Here is a 21,884-nt window from a genome sequence, read left to right on the forward strand (position 1 = left end):
GTAAGGAGGTGCAGGCAGCAAAAGAAACACCCCCGGGGCCTGACCGGTCCCCGGGCAGACTCCACCGGGCCCGGGCGCTCTACCGCAATGTGTCGAAGCGGAGGATGGCCTGGCTGCTCCTGAAGGACACGGTCAACTCGTGCATCGAGTACCGGATCCTCGGCCTCGCCGCCGAGGCGGCGTTCTTCACGCTGCTGTCGCTGCCCCCGCTGATGCTGGGTCTGCTGGGCCTCCTCGGCTACATCGACGACTGGACCGACACCACCACCGTCGCCTCCATCGAGCGCAACATCCTGGGCGCGGTCGGCACGGTGCTGTCGGACCGGGGCGTCAACGAGATCGCCCGGCCGCTGCTGGCCGATGTCACCCACGGGGGCCGCCCCGACCTCATCTCGATCGGTTTCGCCATCGCCCTGTGGTCCGGCTCGCGGGCGGTGAACGTCTTCATCGACACCATCACCGTGATGTACGGCCTCGACGGCCACCGGGGGATCGTCGCCACCCGGCTGCTGGCCTTCCTGCTGTACCTGGTCGCCCTGGTCATCGGCGCGGTGGTGCTGCCGCTGGCGGTGGTCGGGCCCGACCGGGTGGTGGAGCTGGTCCCCTGGGGCACCGAGGTCGTGGCCGTCCTCTACTGGCCGGTCGTGATCCTGCTGTCCATCGCCTTCCTGACGACGCTGTACCACGTGTCCGTGCCCGTCCGCTCGCCGTGGATCGAGGACGTCCCGGGCGCGCTGGTGGCACTGGCGATGTGGGTGCTGGGCAGCTTCCTGCTCCGGATCTACCTCACCAGTACGGTCGAGGGCCCGACGATCTACGGCTCGCTGGCCGCGCCGATCGCGGTCCTGCTGTGGATCGGCATCTCCGCGTTCGCGGTCCTGGTGGGCGCCGCGGTCAACGCGGCGATCGACCGGGTGTGGCCGTCGGTCGCCACGGCCGCGGCCCGCGCCGAGAACGAGCGCGTCCGCACCGCCGAGGCCGCCGCGCTGGTCGCCCGGGCGAAGGCGGCGGTGGAGGGGCTGGACGACGACGACCCGGACATGCCGTCGGAGTTCCCCGAGCGCTGGTCGCGGTTCCTGCCGCCCGACGACGTCAAGTCCCGGCTGCACACGCCCAAGGACAAGGACCGCGAGGCCGGCCCCCGGGAGCGGGAGCGGAACGGCGATCCGGGCGACCGGGGCCGGGACGGGGACGGGACCGCCCCGTAGGGAGGGGCCACGAACGGATGGTAATGATAGGGTAAAGAAGATCTTTTCCCTGCCGCCACCGCCTGCGAAGGGGCGATCGACCATGGGAATCCGTCGCACCCCCCTGCCCGGTGTCGGCACGCGGTTCGACTTCACCACCGAGGACGGTCAGCGCCTCTCCGTCGTCGTCCACCGCGACGGCCGCCGTTTCGTCGGGTTCTACGGCGAGGACGACCCCGACACCTGCCAGGCGTCCGTGCCCCTCACCCCCGAGGAGGCCACCAGCCTGGCCCACCTCATCGACCCCGCCCCGCTCGGCGCCATCCGCACCGACGGGCTCGACCTGGTCACCGAGCACATACCCGTCGGCAGCCGGTCGCCCTACGGCGGGCGGCTGCTCGGCGAGACCCGGGCGCGCACCCGCACCGGCGCCTCCGTCGTCGCCGTCCTGCGCCGCACCAGCGTCCACCCCTCACCGGGCCCCGACTTCCGGCTCGCCGTCGGCGACACCCTCGTCGCCGTCGGCACCCGCGAAGGCGTCGACACGCTCGCCGGCATCGTCGCGGGAGGATGACATGCACGACACCACCGCGCTCCTCATCGAACTCGGAGCGGTCATCCTCGGCCTCGGCCTGATAGGCCGGGCCGCCGGCCGGATCGGGCTCTCCCCGATACCCCTCTACCTCCTCGCCGGACTGGCCTTCGGCCACGGCGGACTGCTCCCGCTCAACGCCAGCGAGGACTTCGTCGCCGTCGGCGCCGAGATCGGCGTCATCCTGCTCCTGCTGCTCCTCGGCCTCGAGTACAGTGCGTCCGAACTGGTCACCAGCCTCCGGACGCAGTACCCCTCCGGCGCGGTGGACTTCGTCCTCAACGCCACGCCCGGCGCCGCCGCCGCGCTGCTGCTCGGCTGGGGCCCCGTCGCCGCCGTCGCCCTCGCCGGAGTCACCTGGATCTCCTCCTCCGGCGTCATCGCCAAGGTCCTCACCGACCTCGGCCGGCTCGGCAACCGCGAGACCCCCGTCATCCTCGGCCTCCTCGTCATCGAGGACCTCTCCATGGCGGTCTACCTCCCGCTGCTCACCGCCTTCCTGGCCGGCGTCGGCCTGGCCGGCGGCAGCATCACCCTCGTCATCGCCCTCGGCACCGTCGGCCTCGTGCTGTACGTCGCGCTCCGCCACGGCCGGCTCATCAGCCGCGCCGTCTCCTCCGACAACCCCGAGATGCTGCTCCTGGTGGTGCTCGGCCTCACCGTGCTCGTCGCCGGCATCGCCCAGGAGCTCCAGGTCTCCGCCGCGGTCGGCGCGTTCCTCGTGGGCATCGCCCTGTCCGGCGAGGTCGCCGAGGGCGCGCGCAAGCTGCTGACCCCGCTGCGCGACCTGTTCGCCGCGGTGTTCTTCGTCTTCTTCGGCCTGTCCACCGACCCGGCCGCCATCCCGCCGGTCCTGCTGCCCGCGCTGCTCCTCGCCGCCGCCACAGCCCTCACCAAGATCGCCACCGGCTGGTACGCGGCGCGCCGCGCCGGGATCGGCCCGCGCGGACGCCTGCGGGCGGGCGGGGCGCTGGTCGCCCGCGGGGAGTTCTCCGTCGTCATCGCGGGCCTCGCCGTCGGTACGGAACCCCGGATCGGGCCCATCGCCACCGCGTACGTCCTGATCCTGGTGATCGTCGGACCGCTCACCGCCCGCTGGACCGAACCCGCGGTCGCCCGGCTGCGGCGCGGGCCGCGCCGCCCGAAGCCGCGCGCCGACCCGCCGCCGGGGCACGAGGAGATCGCCGAGGCGTCCGGGGCGCCGGCCGCGAACTGAAAAACCCTTGGCGCGCACGACGGCGGTCCCGCTAACGTGGGGCCGTTCCCACGGGACGACACGCGACACGAGCGAAGACCAGGAGGTGTGACCGATGGCTGTCACTGCGACGGGCGTTGCCCGCATCCGGACGATCCGTCACTCCACCTCCGTGGCCACCGGCTGAACCACCGCGCCCGCAGCGGCGCCCGCCCGGGGCCACCCTCCGAAGGGTTCCCCCTTGTCTTCCGCTTCTGTTTCCTCCTCCACTCTCGCCCTGACCTCCTACGGCTGGGACGAGGGCTGGGAGGCCGAGTTCGCCCCGTACGCCGCCCAGGGCCTGGTCCCCGGCCGGGTCGTCCGGGTCGACCGCGGCCAGTGCGACCTGGCCACCGCCGCCGGCACCGTCCGCGCGGACACCGCCTTCGTCACCCCGCACGACCCGCTGCGGGTCGTCTGCACCGGCGACTGGGCCGCCGTCGACCCGGCCGGCCACCCCCGGTACGTCCGCGCCTGCCTGCCGCGCCGCACCGCCTTCGTACGCTCCACGTCCTCCCAGCGGTCCGAGGGGCAGATCCTCGCCGCCAACGTGGACCGGGCGATCGTCGCCGTACCGCTCTCCACCGAACTGGACCTGGGCCGGATCGAACGGTTCCTCGCCCTGGCCTGGGAGTCGGGCGCCGAACCGCTCGTCGTCCTCACCAAGGCCGACCTGGTGCCCGACCCGGTCGGCCTGTCCTACCTCGTGCAGGACGTCGAGACCGTCGCCCCCGGTGTGCAGGTGCTGCCGGTGAGCGCCGTCGGCGGTGACGGCACCGACGTCCTCGCCGCCGTCGTCTCCGGCGGTACGAGCGTGCTGCTCGGCACCTCCGGCGCGGGCAAGTCGACCCTCGCCAACGCCCTGCTCGGCGAGGACGTCATGGCCGTCCAGGACGTACGGGACACCGACGGCAAGGGCCGGCACACCACCACCACCCGCAACCTCCTCGCCCTGCCGGGCGGCGGCGTCCTCATCGACACGCCCGGCCTGCGGGGCGTCGGCCTCTGGGACGCCGGGACCGGGGTCGGCCAGGTGTTCGCCGAGATCGAGGAACTGGCCCGCGGCTGCCGCTTCCACGACTGCGCCCACCGGACCGAGCCGGGCTGCGCCGTCCTCGCCGCCATCGAGGAGGGCGCGCTGCCCGAGCGGCGTCTCGACAGCTACCGCAAGCTGCTGCGGGAGAACCAGCGGATCGTCGCCAAGACCGACGCCCGCCTCCGCTCCGAGATCCTCAAGGACTGGAAGCGCAGGTCGGCGGAGGGCCGCGCCGCGCTGGACGCCAAACGCGGCGGCCGCAACCGCTGACACCCGGAGTCCGGGGCGGGCGCGGCGGCGCCCCCGTCGCGCCCGCCCCCCGTCAGCCGTTCAGGACGGCGCCCACCCAGGCGCCCACGATCAGCAGGCAGGCGAACAGCTCCACCAGGACGCTCGTGCCGATGGCGCGCATGACCGTCCGGGTGGACGCCACCGCCTGCCCGTGGCCGCCCAGGCGGAGCCGTTCGCACAGGTAGATCCCGCCCAGGTAGCCCGGCACCGCGCCCACCACCGGGAGCAGCACGAAGCCCAAGAGCGCGCCGACACCGGCGTACGCGACCATCCGCCGGGTCACCCCGACGCCCCGCACCCGGCGGGCCGGGAGCTGCCAGACCACCACCTGGGTCACCAGCAGCAGCGCCGTCGCCCCCACCAGCAGCCACCAGGCCAGACCCGACTGCACCTGCAGCGACCACCACATCACCGCGGCCCACACCAGCCAGGCGCCCGGCACGCCCGGGACCAGCACCCCGAACAGGCCGAGGAGCATCACCAGCCCGGCCAGGAGGAGCTGCCACGCACCCATGGCCCCAGCCTGCCCGACCGGCCCGGCTCCCGCAGGTCAGGAGGCGGCCGTACGGGCGGGCCGGTCGCCCGCCACCCAGCCCAGCCGGTACGCCGCCCACCCCAGTTGCAGCCGCGTGGTGACCCCCGCCGCCTCCATCAGCCCCCGCACCCTGCGCTGCACCGTCCGCAGGCCCAGACCGAGCTGCTTGGCCACGCTCGCGTCCGTCAGCCCCGCCAGCAGCAGCGCCAGGATCTCCAGGTCCGTCCCGTCCGGCGCGGCGGGACCGGCCGCCCCCGCACGGTCCTCCGCGCGGTACTCCTCGTCCAGCCGGGCCGCCGCCCGCTCCGCCCGCTCCAGCTCGTGCCGCCGCCGCGCCACCAGCGCGCCCAGCGCCGGGCCGGGCGGCGCCGGCTCCCAGCACCCCTCCGGGCGGGCCCGCGCGCGGACCGCGAGCCCCGACGACTCCAGCCGCCGCAGCAGCCGTTCCGCCTCCGCCTCCGGAAGGTCCAGCCGCCGCGCGAGGTCCCCGGCCGCCGCCGCACCCAGCCCGACCAGCGCCCGGTACGCCGCTTCCTGCCCCTCGTCGAGCCCTATCGCCGCCAGCACCCCTGCCGTCCCCTCCTCGCCCGCAGCGCTCATCATCCACGACCCCTCTCACTCCGTGGACATACGGTTCATGATTTGACCAAACCGGACTACGCTCGTCACCGGACCATTCCCACGAACCGGTCCGCCGGGCGTCCTTCCCGTGGGGGGTGGGGCCGCCCGGCGGACCACTTTTCCCGTACCGCCGTTTTCGTACGCCCCGCACGGTCGACAATTAAGGGCATGAGCCCACAGGGGGATACGCCCACCACCGGCGAGGACGACTGGTGGGGCAAGCTGTACGACGAGGCCGCCCCGGACACGGCGCCCACCGCGTCGGGCGACACGCTCGACGACCGCTTCCGCTCCGCCTCCGGCACCGTCACCGCCGGGCCGCCGCCCGGCCCCGGCCGCGCCCCCTGGGAGCCGCAGGACCCGGCGGACGCCCCGCCCGGCACCCCGCGCACCTTCCCCGGCGCCCCGCCCCGCCGCCTGCCGCGCCCGCGCGTGGAGCACGTAGGCGACGGGCCGCCCACCTACGAGCCCGAGCCGACCGCGCTGCCACCGGCGCGGGCGCACCAGCTGGACGCGCTCGTCGCCGACACCGTGCTGGACGGCGCCCGCTACGGCACGTACACCCTGCGGGCCGCGTCCGTGCGCGGCGACTCCGCCCGCTACCGGGGCGAGCCCCGCCGCGACGCGCTCCTCACCGCCCGGTTCGGCACCGGCGACACCGCCCTCGTCCTGGTCGCCGTGGCCACCGGGGCGCGCGGCACCGACGGCGCGCACCTCGCCGCCGCCGAGGTCTGCCGCCGCATCGGCGAGGCCGTCGGGCGCAGCCACCAGCGGCTCGCCGAGGACATCCGCGCGGGCCGGCGCGGTGAGCTGAAGTCCGGTCTGCACCGGCTCACCGACCGCTCCTACGGCAGGCTCCGGGCCCGCGCCGCCGACCTGGGCCTGGAGCCCGGCGCGTACACCGCCGGGCTGCGCTGCCTGCTGCTGACCGCCGACCCCGCCTGCCGCACCCGGGTGTTCTTCGGCTGCGGGGACGGCGGGCTGTTCCGGCTCCGCGACGGCGCCTGGCAGGACATCGAGCCCGCCGTCCCCGAATCGGCCGCCCTGACCGGCGAGGCGGTCGTCGGCTACGGCTCCCCGCCCGCCGAGACGGCCGAGGGCGACCGCCTGACCATGGACCTCCACATCACGACACCCCCCTCCCCGTACGCGGAGGAGCCCGCCCTGCCGCCCGCCGAGCCGTTCCGCTTCCGCGCCTCCGTCGCCCGGCCCGGGGACACCCTGCTGCTCGCCGGGCCCGGCCTCGCCGAGCCGCTGCGCGGGGAACCGGGCCTCGCCCGCGAGCTGGCCGGCCGCTGGGGGACGGGTGAACCCCCGGGGCTCGCACAGTTCCTGGCGGACGCCCAGCTCAGGGTGAAGGGGTACGCCGATGACCGTACGGGCGTGGCCATCTGGGAGGCGTAACGGCGTCCGCCGTGCGTGGATGGACCCATGGCCAAACAGAACGTGGCAGAACAGTTCACCGACATCCTCGTCCGCGCCGGAGTGCGACGGCTGTACGGAGTCGTCGGGGACAGCCTCAACCCGGTCGTCGACGCCATCCGCCGCACCAAGGGCATCGACTGGATCCCGGTGCGGCACGAGGAGACCGCCGCGTTCGCGGCCGGCGCCGAGGCCCAGATCACCGGAAGCCTCGCGGCCTGCGCCGGCTCCTGCGGACCGGGCAACCTGCACCTGATCAACGGCCTCTACGACGCCCACCGCTCGATGGCTCCGGTCCTCGCCCTCGCCTCCCACATCCCCTCCAGCGAGATCGGGCTGTCCTACTTCCAGGAGACCCACCCCGACCGGCTCTTCCAGGAGTGCAGCCACTACAGCGAGCTGATCTCCAGCCCCCGGCAGATGCCCCGGCTGCTCCAGACCGCCATCCAGCACGCCGTGGGCCGCGGCGGCGCCAGCGTGGTGTCCCTCCCCGGTGACCTCGCCTCCGAGCCGGCCCCCGAGAAGGCCGCGGAGCACGCGCTCGTCACCACCCGCCCCACCGTCCGGCCCGGCGACGCCGAGATCGACGCCCTGGTCCGGCTCATCGACGACGCCGACCGGGTCACCCTGTTCTGCGGCAGCGGCACCAAGGGCGCCCACGCGGAGGTCATGCGGTTCGCCGAGCGGATCAAGTCACCGGTCGGGCACGCGCTGCGCGGCAAGGAGTGGATCCAGTACGACAACCCGTACGACGTGGGGATGAGCGGCCTGCTCGGGTACGGCGCCGCCTACGAGGCCACCCACGAGTGCGACCTGCTGATCCTGCTCGGCACCGACTTCCCGTACAACGCCTTCCTGCCCGACGACGTGCGGATCGTCCAGGTGGACGTGCGGCCCGAGCACCTCGGCCGCCGCTGCAAGCTGGACCTGGCGGTCTGGGGCGACGTGCGGGAGACCCTGCGCTGCCTGACGCCCCGGGTGAGCCCCAAGACGGACCGCCGGTTCCTCGACCGGATGTTGAAGAAGCACGCCGAGGCGCTGGAGGGGGTCGTCAGGGCGTACACCCGCAAGGTGGAGAAGCACGTCCCGATCCACCCCGAGTACGTGGCGTCCGTGCTGGATGAACTCGCCGACGACGACGCCGTGTTCACCGTCGACACCGGGATGTGCAACGTCTGGGCGGCCCGCTACCTCACGCCCAACGGGCGGCGCAGGATCATCGGTTCGTTCAGTCACGGGTCCATGGCCAACGCGCTGCCGCAGGCCATCGGCGCCCAGTTCACCGACCGGAAGCGGCAGGTCGTCTCGATGTCCGGCGACGGCGGCTTCTCCATGCTGATGGGCGACTTCCTCAGCCTGGTCCAGCACGATCTGCCGGTGAAGGTCGTGCTGTTCAACAACTCCTCGCTGGGCATGGTCGAGCTGGAGATGATGGTGGCCGGCCTGCCCTCGTACGGCACCGCCAACCGCGACACCGACTTCGCCGCCGTCGCCCGCGCCGCCGGCGCCCACGGGGTGCGGGTGGAGAAGCCCAAGGACCTCGCGGGCGCCCTCAAGGACGCCTTCCGGCACAAGGGCCCGGCGCTCGTGGACGTCGTCACCGACCCCAACGCGCTGTCGATCCCGCCGAAGATCAAGGCGGAGATGGTGACCGGGTTCGCGCTGTCCGCCAGCAAGATCGTGCTGGACGGGGGAGTGGGCCGGATGCTCCAGCTGGCCCGCTCCAACCTGCGCAACGTCCCCCGGCCCTGACCCGCGGGGCGCACGGGGCGGCGCGGCACGCGCTCCGGGGCGCCCCGCCCCCGTCGCGGCGGGTTCCGGGCCCGGGAGGGGCGCGGAGCCGGCCGCACCCGGGCCGGCCCCCGGCGGGCCGGCCGGCCGCATACGCCGATGCGCCCCCCTGGCGCCCCCCGGAGCGGCCGTTCGAAGGCGTGACGGCGCGTAGGCGGGGGCATGCATCCCGTGAACCTGTTCGAGGGGGAAGGGCCGACGACGTGCGGGTGGGGGAGATGATGGGACGTCAGGCAGGGGCTGGTGCCGTGACCGACGGGCGCGTTCCCGGAGTGGAGCGGTACGGACAGCCACCGGTGCAGTGGCGTCGGCACGTACGGGGGGCGGACCTGGCGGCCGTGGCGGAGGTGCGGCGCGCCCTGCGCGAGCTGCTGCGGCACTGGGGGGAACCGGTCGCGGCGGACGTCGCGGAGCTGCTGACCAGCGAGTTGCTCACCAACGCGCTCATCCACACCGAGCACGGCGCCGTGCTGACCGTGACCCTGACCCCCGCCGCGGTGCGCGTGGAGGTACGGGACTTCGCCCCCGCCCTGCCGACCCCGCACGCCCCCACCGACGACGACGGTACGCACGGCAGGGGGCTCGTCCTGGTCCAGGCGCTCGCCGACGCGTGGGGCGTCCTGGCGCACGGCGTGGGCAAGGTCGTCTGGTTCGAGCTGTCCGGCGGGGCCCCGGCCGCGTAGGCATGCGAAGGGGCGGGGGTACGCGACCGGCGTACCCCCGCCCCCGGTGTCTCCCGGACCGTCAGCCGAACTGCTGCTCCAGGTCCTTGAGCTTCCGCTCCAGCGAGTCCAGCCGCGGGAGCGTCTGGGTGTCGTCCTCGGCGGTCAGGTCGACCGTGCGGGGCGGATCAGTGCCCTTCACGGCCTGAAGGGAGGGCCGGGAACGGGACGGCAGGTTCCCCCGCTCGGATATGGCGGGCTCCACGGCGGGCGCCCCCACGGCGGCCGGCGCGGAACCCCCCACGGGACTCCCGGAGTTGACGGCCTGCACATCGACCTGGGCGCTCATGACCGGGACGTCGACCTGACGGCCGCCCCGGCCGGGGCCCCAGGCGCGGTGCTGGCGGTTGTACGCCTTGAGCCGGGCCCGTTCCATCTTCTGGTGCTCGCGCCGCCGCTCCCGCTCCTGCTCCTTGCGCCTGCGGTCCTCCCGTACCTCGTCGACCGCCTCGTCCAGGGTGCGCACCCCTTCCAGGAGCATCAGCGACCAGGCGCCGAACGTCTCCCGGGGGGCCCGCAGCCAGCGGACGATCCGGATCTGCGGCAGCGGCCGGGGCACCAGCCCCTGCTCGCGGAGCGCGGACCGGCGGGTCTGCTTCAGCGCCCGGTCGAACAGCACCGCCGCCGACAGGGACATGCCCGCGAAGAAGTGCGGGGCGCCCGCGTGGCCGAGGCCCCGCGGGGCGTGCACCCAGTTGAACCAGGCCGCCGCGCCCGCGAACGTCCAGACCAGCAGCCGGGAGCCGAGGGCCGCGTCGCCGTGGCTCGCCTCCCGCACCGCGAGCACCGAACAGAACATCGCGGCCCCGTCGAGCCCGAACGGCACCAGGTACTCCCAGCCCCCGGAGAGGCTGAGATTCTGCCGGCCGAAGCCGACCAGGCCGTGGAAGGACAGCGCGGCGGCGACCGCCGCGCAGCAGAACAGGAGCAGGTAGGACGCGGTGCCGTAGACCGCCTCCTTGCGCCGGCGGCGCTCCTCGCTGCGCTCCCAGGAGTCGTCGGCCGCCGCCTTCTCACCCACGCGTCTGCCGCGAGCGAGGACCGCCACCGCCACCAGGACTCCCACCAGCATCACGCCGCCCGGAAGCAGCCAGTCCAGCGATATGTCGGTCAGTCTCATGCGGTGTCCCTTGCATCGCTCGCGGTAGGGCGTTTCGGCGCCATAGTGGCCGAAGGCCGCTGAGCCTCACGGGTTTTCGGGACAAGAGAACGCCAACGGGGCGGCGAAGCCTGCGAATAGGTGCGATTCGCTCGAACAGCCTTCTGTGGCGGGGGAGTTGCGTTCGAATCAGGTCACCCGTGCGGGTGGCGTAAGCGGTGCCGGGCCGGGCCCGTGTCAGCCCGCGGCGGCGCTGAGCCTGCGCACCCGGTCCGCGTCGCAGGTGCGCGGGCAGGTGACACAGGTGTCCTCGGGACGCAGCGTGTAGAACAGGCAGCAGCTCGCCCGGTCGCGGGTCGGCAGCGGGGCGCCGTCCGGGCCCGTCAGCTCGCGGAAGCCCGCCGTCCCGACGTACGGCTTCGCCGCCCCCGGGGCGGGCAGCAGCAGCCCCAGCTCCGCCATCGCCCGGTGCTCCTCGCCCAGCAGGTGCCCGATGTACCAGAGGCCCTCGACGACCTCGTCGGTCGCCATGCCCCACAGGGCCCGCTTGCCGCGCCGCATCCGGGGCCCGAAGCCGTCCAGCACCGGCCCCAGGTGCTCGGCGACGGCCGCCCGCACCTCCGCGCGCAGCGCCTCCTCGTCCGGCACGACCCGGGCGCCGGGCAGCCCGGCGGCGGGGTCACCGGGCAGGCAGGCGAAGTCCCCGACCCGTACCGTCATCCGGCCCAGCGCCCGCTGGAACGCCACCGCCCCCACGGGCAGCCGCGGCACCCGGCGGTGCAGGAACCAGGGGACGGTGATCAGCAGGCAGGCCGGCCACGCGTACCGGTGGAGACCGAAGCTGGCGACCACGTCCGGGCGGGCGTGCCGGCCGTAGTCCCGCAGCACCTGCGCGTCGTCCCAGGAGAGGAAGGCGTCCAGGGCGGCGCCGCCGGCCGCCAGCTCGTCCGCGCCCACCCAGCCGGACCCCCGGGGCACCTGTTCGCCGTCCGCCAGCTCCCGCACGCGCAGGCCCGGGAACACCTCGGCGAGGCGCTCGTACGCCTCCGTGACGGGCGAGGCGAGCGCGGCCAGCAGGGCGGGAGTGGACATACGGGGGACCACCGAATCGACGATCGTTGGCAGGTTAGCCTTACCTTACCCGATCTGATCGACGTGTGAACGGTGACCCCGTGCGCCTATCGTGCACGGGGGTCCCGCCCACCGCGAGCCGGGACCTCCGCACGCACGACCAGGAGGACCCGAGTGGAGCAGGGCACCACACGCGACGGCGCCGCGCCGCACACGGCGGAGCGACCGGAGCCGCACGCCACCGTCCGGGTGCCCGAACAGGCCCGGGGCGAACACACCCACGGCGAGACGCCGGGCGGGACCGCGCCCTCCCGTGCCGTGCGGCGCCACTCCGTACGCGGGCAGGTCCTCGACGCCCTGCGCACCGCCCTCGTCGACGGCGAGCTGGTCCCCGGCCGGGTCTACTCCGCCCCCGCGCTGGGCGCACGCCTCGGCGTCTCGGCCACCCCCGTGCGCGAGGCCATGCAGCAGCTCGCCACCGAGGGCGCCGTGGAGGTCGTGCCCAACCGGGGCTTCCGCGTCGCCGAACGCACCCCCCGCGAGCTGGCCGAGCTGGCCGAGGTGCGCGCCCTGATCGAGGTACCGGTGGTGCTCCGGCTGGCCCGCACCGTCCCGGCCGCCCACTGGGCCGCCCTGCGCCCCCTCGCCGAGGCCACCTGCGCGGCGGCGGCCCGAGGCGACCGCGCCCTCTACGCCGAGGCCGACCGCGCCTTCCACCGCGCCGTCCTCGCCCTGGCCGGCAACGAGCAGCTGGTCGCCCTCGCCGACGACCTGCACCGCCGCTCCCAGTGGCCCCTGGTCGCGGGCCCGGCGCCCCGGCGGGCGGACCTGGTGGCCGACGCGGCCGAGCACACGGCCCTGCTCGACGCGCTGATCGCCCAGGACCTGCCGGTCGTGCAGGCACTGGTGCACGAGCACTTCGCCGGCGCCGGGTGACCGGCCCGGAGACCGGCACGCGCGCGGCGGTCTGGGACACCGCCAACCGGCTCGGCGTCGTCGCCGGCACGCCCGGCGAGCTGTGCACCGCCCTGCTCGCCGGACCGCGCCGCACGGTCGCCCTGCCGCTGCCGCCGGACCACCAACTGGTGCGCGACCTGCGCTCGCTGGGGCATGTGGCCCTCGTCCTGGAGGAGCCCGCCGGGTCGAGCCCCGGCCCCGCCCCCGGGCCCCCCGACCTCGCCGACCCGGCCGCCGTGTGCGCGGCCGACCCGCTGCGGGTCACCGGGGCGTACGAGGCCGACCCCCGCCCGTACGGCGGGCTGCGCGCCGCGTGGCTGCGCGCCGGCCAGTCGCTGATCCGCGACCAGGACCCCGCCGAACGCGCCCTGGTGCTGCTCGCCGCCCTCGACGAGGACCACGCGGACCCGCCGGTGGCCGCGGCCCTGGCCCGGGCGGCCGCCCGGGCGCCGTGGCGGCTCACCGGGTCCGCGCGCCGGGTGTGCACCGCCCTGGCGACCGGGCCCGGCGGGCGGCTCGTGGTGCGCGACGACCGGGTGCGGGCGGTCGGCTGCCTCCCGGACGGCACCCAGCTCGCCCTGGACGAGCGGGGCCGCCTGCACCGGCGGGGCGGCCCGCCGGACCGGCTGACCGACGCCGTCACGGCCACCCTCGACCGCCACCCGGCCACCGCCCTCGCGGTCATGGGCGCCACGGTGGTCACCGGCGACCGCACGGGCACCGTCCACGCCTTCTCCCTCGCCGGTCTGGAGCAGGCGGCGCCGCACGCCGGCCGGGTGACCGCCCTGGCGGCGACGGCCTCCGTGGCGTACAGCGGGGGAGCCGACGGGGCCGTGCACGCCTGGCGCCCCGGCCGCGCCCCCGCCCGGACGCCGGTACTGCGGCGGGCGTGCCCGGTGGCCGCCCTGCACGCCGCCGGCCCGTACCTGGCGGTCGCCTGGGCGGACGGCACGGCCGAGCTCCACCACCCGGGCGAGCGCCGCTCCCTGGCCTTCCGCCCCGGCCCCCGCGTCCGCGCGGTCGCCGCGACCGCCGGGGGAGAGCTGGTCGTCGGCCTCGACGACGCGCTGCTGCGCCTGGCGGGCCGGTGGTCCGGCCGCTCGCGGGCGGGAGCCGGCGGCTGAGGGCCCGCCCCGGCAACGTCCGTTCAGGCGGCGGCCGTCGGCGCGAGCCGCGCGGCCAGCCAGGTCGGCACGCCGCCCAGCAGCTGGAACAGCCGCCGCGCCTCGGCGCGCAGCCGCGCCGCCTCCGGTTCCGTCTCGGTGTCGGCCAGCGCCACCAGGGCCGGCGCCGTACCGACCAGGTAGCCCAGCTCCTCGCGCAGCCGCAGCGACTCGGCGAAGCCGTGCCGCGCCTCGGCCGCCTCGCCGTCCCGCAGCGCCAGTCCGGCGAGGTGCCGCCAGGTCGAGGAGAGCAGCAGCGCGTCGCCCTGGTCGGTGGCGCCCAGGTGGGCGCGGCGGTACGCGGCGCGGGCGGCCTGCGGGGAGTCCCCCAGGTTCTGGGCGACCAGGCCCCGCCGGTAGTCCAGCAGCGGGCGGCCGGGTGCCGTGGGGGCGATGAGCGCGGCGGCCCGGCCGAGCGCCGCCCGCGCCTCGTCCGCCCGGTCCCGTACCCCCAGCATGGTCGACGCGTAGGCGAGGTGGCCGCGCTCGCAGGCCGCCGCGCCGCGGTCCTCGTCGTCCCGGACGTTGGCCTCCGCGAAGCGCAGGGCCTCCTCCGCCTCGGCCCAGCCCTGCTCGGTGTAGAGGCACCGCTCGATCAGCAGCGACGCGCGCTGGAGGGCGACGGCGGGGTGGCCCGCGCCGGGCGCGAGGAGGGCGGCCGCGTCGGTCCAGCAGCCGCGTGAGCGCAGCCGCCATACCGCGGTCTGGAGGGGATCGTCGCTTGCGGTCGTTCCGGAACCAGACATGGCGGTATCCGCCACATTGCCCTCCCCGAGCGCGCCGTCGAGCTGTTGAGTCCGATGCATCTCAGCACGGAACGGACGCCCGGCCAAGAGGGTCAGGTGAATTGATTCACAATCGCCGGCGCCCTCGGGCCAGTCCCGCGAAGGCCGTTCGGCCCCCGGGGCGTCCCGGACGGGCGTCCGCGTTCCACACGAACGGGTGATGGCGCCGGCCGGTGGCCGCCCGCCCGCGGCCGGCGCCCCGAACTGCCCCTCACCGGGACGGAGTTCGCGGGGAGTGGGTCCTTCCGCTAGGCGGCGGGCGTCCAGTGGGCGGGGCGGGTGAGGCGCTCGGGGAGGGTGGTCCGGGCGTCCCCGCGCGCGGCGTTCAGCTGCGGCTGGGTGAGGAACAGCGCGCCGGTGAGGTCGGCTCCGGCGAGGCGCGCGTCGCGCAGGTCCGCGCCCAGCAGGTCGGCCTGGCGCAGGTCGGCGCCGGTGAGGTCGGCCGCGATGAGGTAGGCACCGCGCAGGGTCGCGCCCCGCAGGTCCGCGCCGGTCAGGCGGGCGCCCATGAGGTCGGCGCCCCGGCGGTTCTTCTTCCGGGAGCGGGCGCCCGGGACGTCCGCCCGTACCAGCTCCGCCGTCCGGCCGAGCAGGTCCCCGACGGCCCCGCGGTGGGCGTCCAGGTCGAGCGCCGTCAGCTCCTCGGGGGACAGCAGGGTGAGCCGCTCGGTCTCGTCGAGGAGGCGGCGCGTCTCACCGCGCAGCGGACGCGCCGCCGCCAGGCCGAGCGCCTCGGTGAGGTACGCGAGCAGTTCGTGCAGATGCCGTACGACGGGGAAGGCGGCGAACATCCGCCGGGCCGTGTCCGGATCGCGCCGCCAGTCGCGGCCGCCGAAGGTGATCTGGGAGACCTTCTGGCCGGCGCCGAAGCAGTCGTACACCGTGCAGCCGGAGTAGCCGCGGTCGCGCAGCCGCTCGTGGATGCCGCACCGGAAGTCGGTGGCGAGGTTCCCGCACGGGGTGCCGGCGGGCTTGTCGGCGGCGAAGTCCGCCGAGGCGGCGAAGGGCAGCGCGACACAGCACAGGCCGAAGCAGTTCGCGCAGTCGCCGCGCAGGGTGGTGTCCGGGTCCGCGGACGTCACGTGGTGGTTCGCTTTCTGTGGTGGGTGTGGGCGGCGGTCGATCGGGTGACGGACCGTCAGGACATGCGCAGGGCGAGGAAGAAGTCCAGCTTGTCCTCCAGCCGCGACAGGTCGCGGCCGGTGAGCTGCTCGATCCGGCCGACCCGGTACCGCAGGGTGTTGACGTGCAGGTGCAGCCGGGCCGCGCAGCGCGTCCAGGAGCCGTCGCAGTCGAGGAACGCCTCCAGGGTGGGGATCAGCTCCGCCCGGTGCCGCCGGTCGTAGTCCCGCAGCGGGTCCAGCAGCCGCGCGGTGAACGCCCGCCGCACGTCGTCCGGGACGAACGGCAGCAGCAGCACATGGGACGCCAGCTCGTGGTGGCCCGCCGCGCAGACCCGCCCCGGCCGCGCCGCCGCCACGCGCCGGGCGTGCCGCGCCTCCTCCAGCGCGCCGCGCAGCCCGTCGGCCGAGTGCACGGCGGCGCTCACGCCCAGGGTGAGACGCCCGTCGTCGGCGAGCCCGGCCGACAGCGGGCCGCGCACCGAGGACAGCAGGGCGTCCGCGTGCAGACCGCTCCCGGCGGTCCGGGCCGCCCCGTCCTCCTCGGCGTCCGCCTCCGGCTCCGGCCGCGCGGGCAGCGGGACCAGCGCGATGGCCTCGTCCCCGGTGTGGGCCACCGCGATGCGGTCGGCCGAGTCGGGGCCGGACGTCGCGGGGTCGACCAGGATCTCCTCCAGCAGCGACTGGGCGACCGGGCCGGCCTCGATGCCGGGCGCGCCCGTACCGCCCTCGCCCCACTCCACCCGGGCGACGACCACCTGCCAGTGGGGCGCCGTCCCGAGGCCGGGCAGCAGCACCGGCGCGGCGACCCGCAGCCGGGCGGCGATCTCGGCCGGGGCGGCACCCGTCTGGACCAGCTCCAGCACCTCCTGGGCCAGCCGCCGCCGCACCGTACGGGCCGCGTCCCGCCGGTCCCGCTCCACGGCGATGAGCTGGGTGACGCCCTGGAGCAGGTCCAGCCGGGCGGCCGGCCAGTCCCCGGCGTCCGCCTCGACGGCCAGCAGCCAGTCGGACAGCACCGTCTCCCGCACGTCCCGGGACGCGGGGGCGGCGCCGCGCCCGGTGTTCCGGATCGGGAAGAGCGAGTACGTGGTCCCCGAGACGGCCGCCCGGTGCGGGCCGCGCCGCCCGGTGCGGGTGGCGGACAGGTGCTCACCTGCCAGGAGGGCGCCGGTCTCGGCGGGCAGCGGGTCCCCGGCGCCCGCGATCTGGCGCCCGGTCGGGGAGAGCACCCAGGCGTGAAGGTCCAGGTCGGAGCCGAGGAGGTCGAGGACCACCTCCGGTCCGCCGCCGGCCGGGCCGGAGGTCATCAGCCGCCTGTGGCGATCCACGACGGCCGCCAGGTCCCCGGCCCGCTCGCCCGACACCTGTCGAACGACATGCTCCGTGATGGTTGCGAACGCAACGGATTCATTGACCGCGAAGAGCGGGAGGCGATGGCGCAAACACGCCTGCACCAGATCGTCCGGGATGGCCCCGAGTTCCGCCTCGCCCGCGGCCAGGCCGGCCACTCCCGCGCCGGACAGGATGCGGACGAACGGCTCGGAGTCGTGGGCGTCCCGCCGCCAGGCCAGGCCGGTGAGCACCAGCTCACCGCCCGAGAGGTACCTGCTGGGGTCGCGCAGGTCCGTCGTCATGACGCCGCGGACCGTGCGGTCGAGCTCGTCCTCGCCGCCGAGCAGCCGCAGCCCCAGCGCATCGGTTTCCAGCAGTGCGCGCAGCCGCATGGGATCGCCGCCGATCTGTCGTGTGGGTGTTCCGTGGGTGTCTGGTTGTGGCCGGTGAGCCGTGGCCCCCGTTTCCGGGGGGAAACGGAGAGGTTACTGCTCCTCGCCTTTCGTTCGAATCTACAAGACGAAGAGGGCGACCAGCCAACTCCTTCATGGTTTCGGTGACTGCACCGGGTGGAGCACCGCTGGGTGTACTTGGGCCACAACGCGTTAACAGCACGTGAACATGAAATCGAAGATGGGCCGGCCGTCCCCCGAGCCCCAGCGAAGCAACTGATCACACGGCACCCGGAGCGAGTCGATCGCCTCGATCACCCAGCCGGGCCAGTGATCACCGGATCACAGAAGAGAGCCACTCATGGACTTCCTTCGCCCCGCCAGCTGGGAGGAGGCGCTCGCCGCGAAGGCCGAGCACCCCACGGCTGTGCCCATCGCGGGTGGCACCGATGTCATGGTCGAGATCAACTTCGACCACCGACGGCCCGAGTACCTCCTGGACCTGAACCGCATCGAGCTGCTCCGCGAGTGGGAGGTCGGCGAGGAGAACGTCCGGCTGGGCGCCTCCGTCCCGTACACCCAGATCATGGAGCACCTGCGGGCCGAACTGCCCGGCCTGGCGCTCGCCTCGCACACCGTGGCCTCGCCGCAGATCCGCAACCGCGGCGGTGTCGGCGGCAACCTGGGAACGGCGTCCCCGGCCGGCGACGCGCACCCCGCCCTGCTGGCGGCCGGTGCCGAGGTGGAGGTGGAGTCGGTCCGCGGCTCCCGCTTCATCCCGATCGACGAGTTCTACACCGGGGTGAAGCGCAACGCGCTCCAGCCCGACGAGCTCATCAAGACCGTGCACATCAAGAAGGCCGACGGGCCGCAGCAGTACTCCAAGGTGGGTACCCGGAACGCGATGGTGATCGCGGTGTGCGCGTTCGGTCTCGCGCTGCACCCCGAGACCCGGACCGTACGGACCGGCATCGGCTCGGCCGCCCCCACGCCCGTCCGGGCGAAGGAGGCCGAGGAATTCCTGAACGCCGCGCTCGACGAGGGCGGCTTCTGGGAGAGCGGCAGGATCATCACTCCCTCGATCGCCAAGCAGTTCGCCGAGCTCGCCTCCGGCGCCTGCAACCCGATCGACGACGTGCGGGGCACCGCCAAGTACCGCCGTCACGCGGTCGGCATCATGGCGCGCCGCACGCTCGGCTGGACCTGGGAGCAGTACCGCGGCACCGGCCGCACCCTTGAAGGAGCTGCATAACGATGCGCGTCAATTTCACGGTCAATGGACGTCCCCAGGAGGCCGACGACGTCTGGGAGGGCGAGTCCCTCCTCTACGTCCTCCGCGAGCGCCTGGGCCTGCCCGGCTCGAAGAACGCCTGTGAGCAGGGCGAGTGCGGCTCCTGCACCGTCCGCCTGGACGGCGTCCCGGTCTGTTCCTGCCTCGTGGCCGCCGGCCAGGTCGAGGGCCGCGAGGTCGTCACCGTCGAGGGCCTCGCCGACTTCGCCAAGCAGCGTGCCGAGCACAGCGGCGCGTGCGGTACCGGCGCCTGCGGCTCCGCCGACGGCAAGCCCGGCACCTCCCTCCAGGAGGCCCACGGCTGGTCCGCTCGCCCTGCCGACGGAGTCTCCGACTCCCAGACCGGCGAGGGCACCGAGCTCTCCCCGATCCAGCAGGCCTTCATCGACGCGGGCGCCGTGCAGTGCGGCTTCTGCACCCCCGGCCTGCTCGTCGCGGCCGACGAGATGCTGGAGCGCAACCCCTCCCCGTCCGACGAGGACATCCGCGAGGCGCTCTCCGGCAACCTCTGCCGCTGCACCGGCTACGAGAAGATCCTGGACGCGGTCCGCCTGGCGGCGGCACGTCAGGGAGAGGCGGTCTGACCCCGATGGCAGTCAATTCCCGAGTCGCCGCCGCACCGGCCGGCACTCCCACGAAGGTCACCCAGGGCTCCCAGACGAAGGGCGGCATCGGCGAGTCCACGCTGCGCCCCGACGGCACCCTGAAGGTCACCGGCGAGTTCGCGTACTCCTCGGACATGTGGCACGAGGACATGCTGTGGGGCCAGATCCTGCGCTCCACGGTCGCCCACGCCGAGATCGTCTCCATCGACACCTCCGAGGCCCTCGCCCAGGCCGGCGTCTACGCCGTCCTCACCTACGAGGACCTGCCCACCGAGGTGAAGAACTACGGCCTGGAGATCCAGGACACCCCGGTCCTCGCCCACGGCCGGGTACGCCACCACGGCGAGCCCGTCGCCCTGGTCGCCGCCGACCACCCCGAGACCGCCCGCCGCGCCGCCGCGAAGATCAAGGTGGAGTACAAGGAGCTGCCCGTCGTCACCGACGAGGCCTCCGCCACCGCCCCCGGCGCGCCGCTGCTGCACCCGGGCCGCGACGACCACCACGCCGGGCACGTCCCGCACCCGAACATCGTGCACCGCCAGCCGATCATCCGCGGCAACGCCGACGAGGCCGCCAAGAAGGCGGACGTGATCGTCTCCGGCGAGTACGTCTTCGGCATGCAGGACCAGGCGTTCCTCGGCCCCGAGTCCGGCCTCGCCGTGCCCTCCGAGGACGGCGGTGTCGACCTCTACGTCGCCACCCAGTGGCTGCACTCCGACCTCAAGCAGATCGCCCCCGTCCTCGGCCTGCCCGAGGAGAAGGTCCGTATGACGCTCTCCGGCGTCGGCGGCGCCTTCGGCGGCCGCGAGGACCTGTCGATGCAGATCCACGCCTGCCTGCTGGCGCTCCGCACCGGCAAGCCGGTGAAGATCGTCTACAACCGGTTCGAGTCCTTCTTCGGCCATGTGCACCGCCACCCGGCGAAGCTCTGGTACGAGCACGGCGCCACCAAGGACGGCAAGATCACGCACATGAAGTGCCGGATCGTGCTGGACGGCGGCGCCTACGCCTCGGCCTCCCCGGCCGTGGTCGGCAACGCCTCCTCGCTCGCCGTCGGCCCGTACGTCATCGACGACGTCGACATCGAGGCGGTCGCCCTCTACACCAACAACCCGCCCTGCGGCGCCATGCGCGGCTTCGGCGCGGTCCAGGCCTGCTTCGCCTACGAGGCCCAGATGGACAAGCTCGCGGCGAAGCTGGGCATGGACCCGGTCGAGCTGCGTCAGCTGAACGCCATGGAGCAGGGCACGCTGATGCCGACCGGCCAGCCGGTCGACTCGCCCGCCCCGGTCGCCGAGCTGCTGCGCCGCATCAAGGCCCGCCCGCTGCCGCCCGAGCGCCAGTGGGAGTCCACCGAGGGCGCCGACGTCCGCGCGCTGCCCGGCGGCCTGTCCAACACCACCCACGGCGAGGGCGTCGTCCGGGGCGTCGGCTACGCGGTCGGCATCAAGAACGTCGGCTTCTCCGAGGGCTTCGACGACTACTCCACCGCCAAGGTGCGCATGGAGGTCATCAACGGCGAGGCCGTCGCCACCGTCCACACCGCGATGGCGGAGGTCGGCCAGGGCGGCATCACCGTCCACGCCCAGATCGCCCGCACCGAGCTCGGTGTCACCCAGGTGACCATCAACCCGGCCGACACCCAGGTCGGCTCGGCCGGCTCCACCTCGGCCTCCCGCCAGACGTACGTCACCGGCGGCGCGGTCAAGAACTCCTGCGAGCTGGTCCGCGAGAAGGTCCTGGAGATCGGCCGCCGCAAGCTCGGCACGTACCACCCCGCCTGGGCGACCGCCGAACTCCTGCTGGAGGGCGGCAAGGTCGTCACCGACGGCGGCGAGGTCCTCGCCGACCTGGTGGACGTCCTGGAGAACGAGGTCGTGGAGATCGAGGCCGAGTGGCGCCACCGCCCCACCGAGGCCTTCGACCTGCGCACCGGCCAGGGCAACGGCCACGTCCAGTACTCCTTCGCCGCGCACCGCGCGGTCGTGGAGGTGGACACCGAGCTGGGCCTGGTCAAGGTCATCGAGCTGGCCTGCGCCCAGGACGTCGGCAAGGCCCTCAACCCGCTGTCCGTCGTCGGCCAGATCCAGGGTGGCACCACCCAGGGCCTGGGCGTCGCGGTCATGGAGGAGATCGTCGTCGACCCCAAGACCGCGAAGGTGCGCAACCCCTCCTTCACGGACTACCTGATCCCCACCATCCTCGACACCCCGACCATCCCGGTCGACGTGCTCGAGCTCGCCGACGACCACGCGCCCTACGGCCTGCGCGGCATCGGTGAGGCCCCGACCCTGTCGTCCACCCCGGCCGTCCTCGCGGCGATCCGGAACGCGACGGGCCTGGAGCTGAACAAGACGCCGGTACGCCCCGAGCACCTCACCGGCACCCTGTAGGCCCTCCGGGCGGTGCGTGCCTCCCGGGAACGTCACACTTCCACCGCCCGCACCGCCCGGAGCATCCCCCCACCCCCCCCCACGCAGTCCCCCCGCAGTCCCCCACGCAGAGCCGCTCAACCCCGCACCATCCCGTTCGTCTCGGGCCGTCCCCCGGGTCGTGCAGCCCACGCACCATCCCAAATCCCGCAGTCTTATGCCCCCCGGGCATGCGGGTGCCCCTTTGAACCTTGGGAGTAGG

19 protein-coding genes are annotated in these 21,884 nt (G+C 74.5%); 12 read left to right on the forward strand and 7 right to left on the reverse strand.

The genetic code is table 11. The features are described 5' to 3' along the window. Positions 1–8 precede the first annotated feature (8 nt). The 4 genes from ACF08D_RS02095 (at position 9) to rsgA (ending at position 4,319) form a co-directional block, all read left to right on the forward strand. Positions 9–1,208 carry a YihY/virulence factor BrkB family protein gene (locus ACF08D_RS02095; RefSeq protein ID WP_392220565.1) on the forward strand — a complete coding sequence of 400 codons (1,200 nt, stop codon included), beginning with the start codon at positions 9–11 and terminating at the stop codon, positions 1,206–1,208. Positions 1,209–1,290: 82 nt separating this feature from the next. Continuing rightward, positions 1,291–1,761, forward strand: a complete 471-nt coding sequence (locus ACF08D_RS02100) for a cation:proton antiporter regulatory subunit (RefSeq protein ID WP_392220566.1) — start codon at positions 1,291–1,293, stop codon at positions 1,759–1,761. 1 nt (position 1,762) lies between these two features. After that, positions 1,763–2,995, forward strand: coding sequence for a cation:proton antiporter (locus ACF08D_RS02105; protein WP_392220567.1), 1,233 nt, complete (start codon positions 1,763–1,765; stop codon positions 2,993–2,995). A 220-nt stretch (positions 2,996–3,215) separates the two neighbouring features. Next, positions 3,216–4,319: a ribosome small subunit-dependent GTPase A gene (rsgA, locus tag ACF08D_RS02110; RefSeq protein ID WP_392220568.1), complete on the forward strand. Its 1,104-nt coding sequence runs from the start codon at positions 3,216–3,218 to the stop codon at positions 4,317–4,319. A gap of 52 nt (positions 4,320–4,371) precedes the next feature. Here the strand turns inward: rsgA and ACF08D_RS02115 are convergent, their stop codons facing one another. Both ACF08D_RS02115 and ACF08D_RS02120 read right to left on the reverse strand, forming a co-directional pair. Next, positions 4,372–4,854, reverse strand: coding sequence for a DUF456 domain-containing protein (locus tag ACF08D_RS02115; protein ID WP_392220569.1), 483 nt, complete (start codon positions 4,852–4,854; stop codon positions 4,372–4,374). Positions 4,855–4,890: 36 nt separating this feature from the next. Beyond that, positions 4,891–5,442, reverse strand: coding sequence for a helix-turn-helix domain-containing protein (locus ACF08D_RS02120; protein WP_392221186.1), 552 nt, complete (start codon positions 5,440–5,442; stop codon positions 4,891–4,893). Positions 5,443–5,664: 222 nt separating this feature from the next. On the opposite strand from ACF08D_RS02120, the gene ACF08D_RS02125 reads away from it, so the two are divergent. The 3 genes from ACF08D_RS02125 (at position 5,665) to ACF08D_RS02135 (ending at position 9,392) form a co-directional block, all read left to right on the forward strand. Next, a complete protein-coding gene (locus tag ACF08D_RS02125; protein ID WP_392220570.1) occupies positions 5,665–6,900 on the forward strand; it encodes a protein phosphatase 2C domain-containing protein in 1,236 nt (411 codons plus the stop codon). Positions 6,901–6,927: 27 nt separating this feature from the next. Next, positions 6,928–8,670, forward strand: a complete 1,743-nt coding sequence (locus tag ACF08D_RS02130; protein ID WP_392220571.1) for a pyruvate dehydrogenase — start codon at positions 6,928–6,930, stop codon at positions 8,668–8,670. 260 nt (positions 8,671–8,930) lie between these two features. Next, complete coding sequence (locus ACF08D_RS02135; RefSeq protein WP_392220572.1) at positions 8,931–9,392, forward strand: ATP-binding protein; 462 nt, start codon at positions 8,931–8,933, stop codon at positions 9,390–9,392. Positions 9,393–9,453: 61 nt separating this feature from the next. Here the strand turns inward: ACF08D_RS02135 and ACF08D_RS02140 are convergent, their stop codons facing one another. Together ACF08D_RS02140 and ACF08D_RS02145 are read right to left on the reverse strand one after the other, a co-directional pair. Continuing rightward, a complete protein-coding gene (locus ACF08D_RS02140) occupies positions 9,454–10,551 on the reverse strand; it encodes a DUF2637 domain-containing protein (RefSeq protein ID WP_392220573.1) in 1,098 nt (365 codons plus the stop codon). Positions 10,552–10,767: 216 nt separating this feature from the next. After that, complete coding sequence (locus ACF08D_RS02145; RefSeq protein ID WP_392220574.1) at positions 10,768–11,622, reverse strand: (2Fe-2S)-binding protein; 855 nt, start codon at positions 11,620–11,622, stop codon at positions 10,768–10,770. 153 nt (positions 11,623–11,775) lie between these two features. Between ACF08D_RS02145 and ACF08D_RS02150 the strand changes: the two genes are divergently transcribed. Both ACF08D_RS02150 and ACF08D_RS02155 read left to right on the forward strand, forming a co-directional pair. Beyond that, positions 11,776–12,537 carry a GntR family transcriptional regulator gene (locus tag ACF08D_RS02150; protein WP_392220575.1) on the forward strand — a complete coding sequence of 254 codons (762 nt, stop codon included), beginning with the start codon at positions 11,776–11,778 and terminating at the stop codon, positions 12,535–12,537. Beyond that, entirely contained in the window at positions 12,534–13,682 is a 1,149-nt protein-coding gene (locus tag ACF08D_RS02155) for a WD40 repeat domain-containing protein (protein ID WP_392220576.1), read from the forward strand. The genes ACF08D_RS02150 and ACF08D_RS02155 overlap by 4 nt, the downstream gene beginning before the upstream one ends. 23 nt (positions 13,683–13,705) lie before the next feature. On the opposite strand, the gene ACF08D_RS02160 is transcribed toward ACF08D_RS02155, so the two are convergent. The 3 genes from ACF08D_RS02160 to ACF08D_RS02170 all read right to left on the reverse strand — a co-directional run bounded on the left by ACF08D_RS02160 (position 13,706) and on the right by ACF08D_RS02170 (position 17,354). Then, positions 13,706–14,527, reverse strand: coding sequence for a hypothetical protein (locus ACF08D_RS02160; RefSeq protein ID WP_392220577.1), 822 nt, complete (start codon positions 14,525–14,527; stop codon positions 13,706–13,708). Positions 14,528–14,754: 227 nt separating this feature from the next. Continuing rightward, complete coding sequence (locus ACF08D_RS02165) at positions 14,755–15,588, reverse strand: pentapeptide repeat-containing protein (RefSeq protein WP_392220578.1); 834 nt, start codon at positions 15,586–15,588, stop codon at positions 14,755–14,757. 56 nt (positions 15,589–15,644) lie between these two features. Continuing rightward, positions 15,645–17,354, reverse strand: a complete 1,710-nt coding sequence (locus ACF08D_RS02170) for a PucR family transcriptional regulator (RefSeq protein ID WP_392220579.1) — start codon at positions 17,352–17,354, stop codon at positions 15,645–15,647. 361 nt (positions 17,355–17,715) lie between these two features. On the opposite strand from ACF08D_RS02170, the gene ACF08D_RS02175 reads away from it, so the two are divergent. The 3 genes from ACF08D_RS02175 to pucD are packed head-to-tail and all read left to right on the forward strand — an operon-like array spanning position 17,716 to position 21,643. Then, a complete protein-coding gene (locus ACF08D_RS02175) occupies positions 17,716–18,606 on the forward strand; it encodes an FAD binding domain-containing protein (RefSeq protein WP_392220580.1) in 891 nt (296 codons plus the stop codon). A 2-nt stretch (positions 18,607–18,608) separates the two neighbouring features. Continuing rightward, complete coding sequence (locus ACF08D_RS02180; protein ID WP_392220581.1) at positions 18,609–19,229, forward strand: (2Fe-2S)-binding protein; 621 nt, start codon at positions 18,609–18,611, stop codon at positions 19,227–19,229. 5 nt (positions 19,230–19,234) lie between these two features. Further along, a complete protein-coding gene (gene pucD, locus ACF08D_RS02185) occupies positions 19,235–21,643 on the forward strand; it encodes a xanthine dehydrogenase subunit D (protein ID WP_392220582.1) in 2,409 nt (802 codons plus the stop codon). Positions 21,644–21,884: the final 241 nt, after the last annotated feature.

Origin of the sequence: Streptomyces sp. NPDC015131 (assembly GCF_043079975.1) — a bacterium.
In the GTDB taxonomy this organism is placed as follows: Bacteria; Actinomycetota; Actinomycetes; order Streptomycetales; family Streptomycetaceae; genus Streptomyces.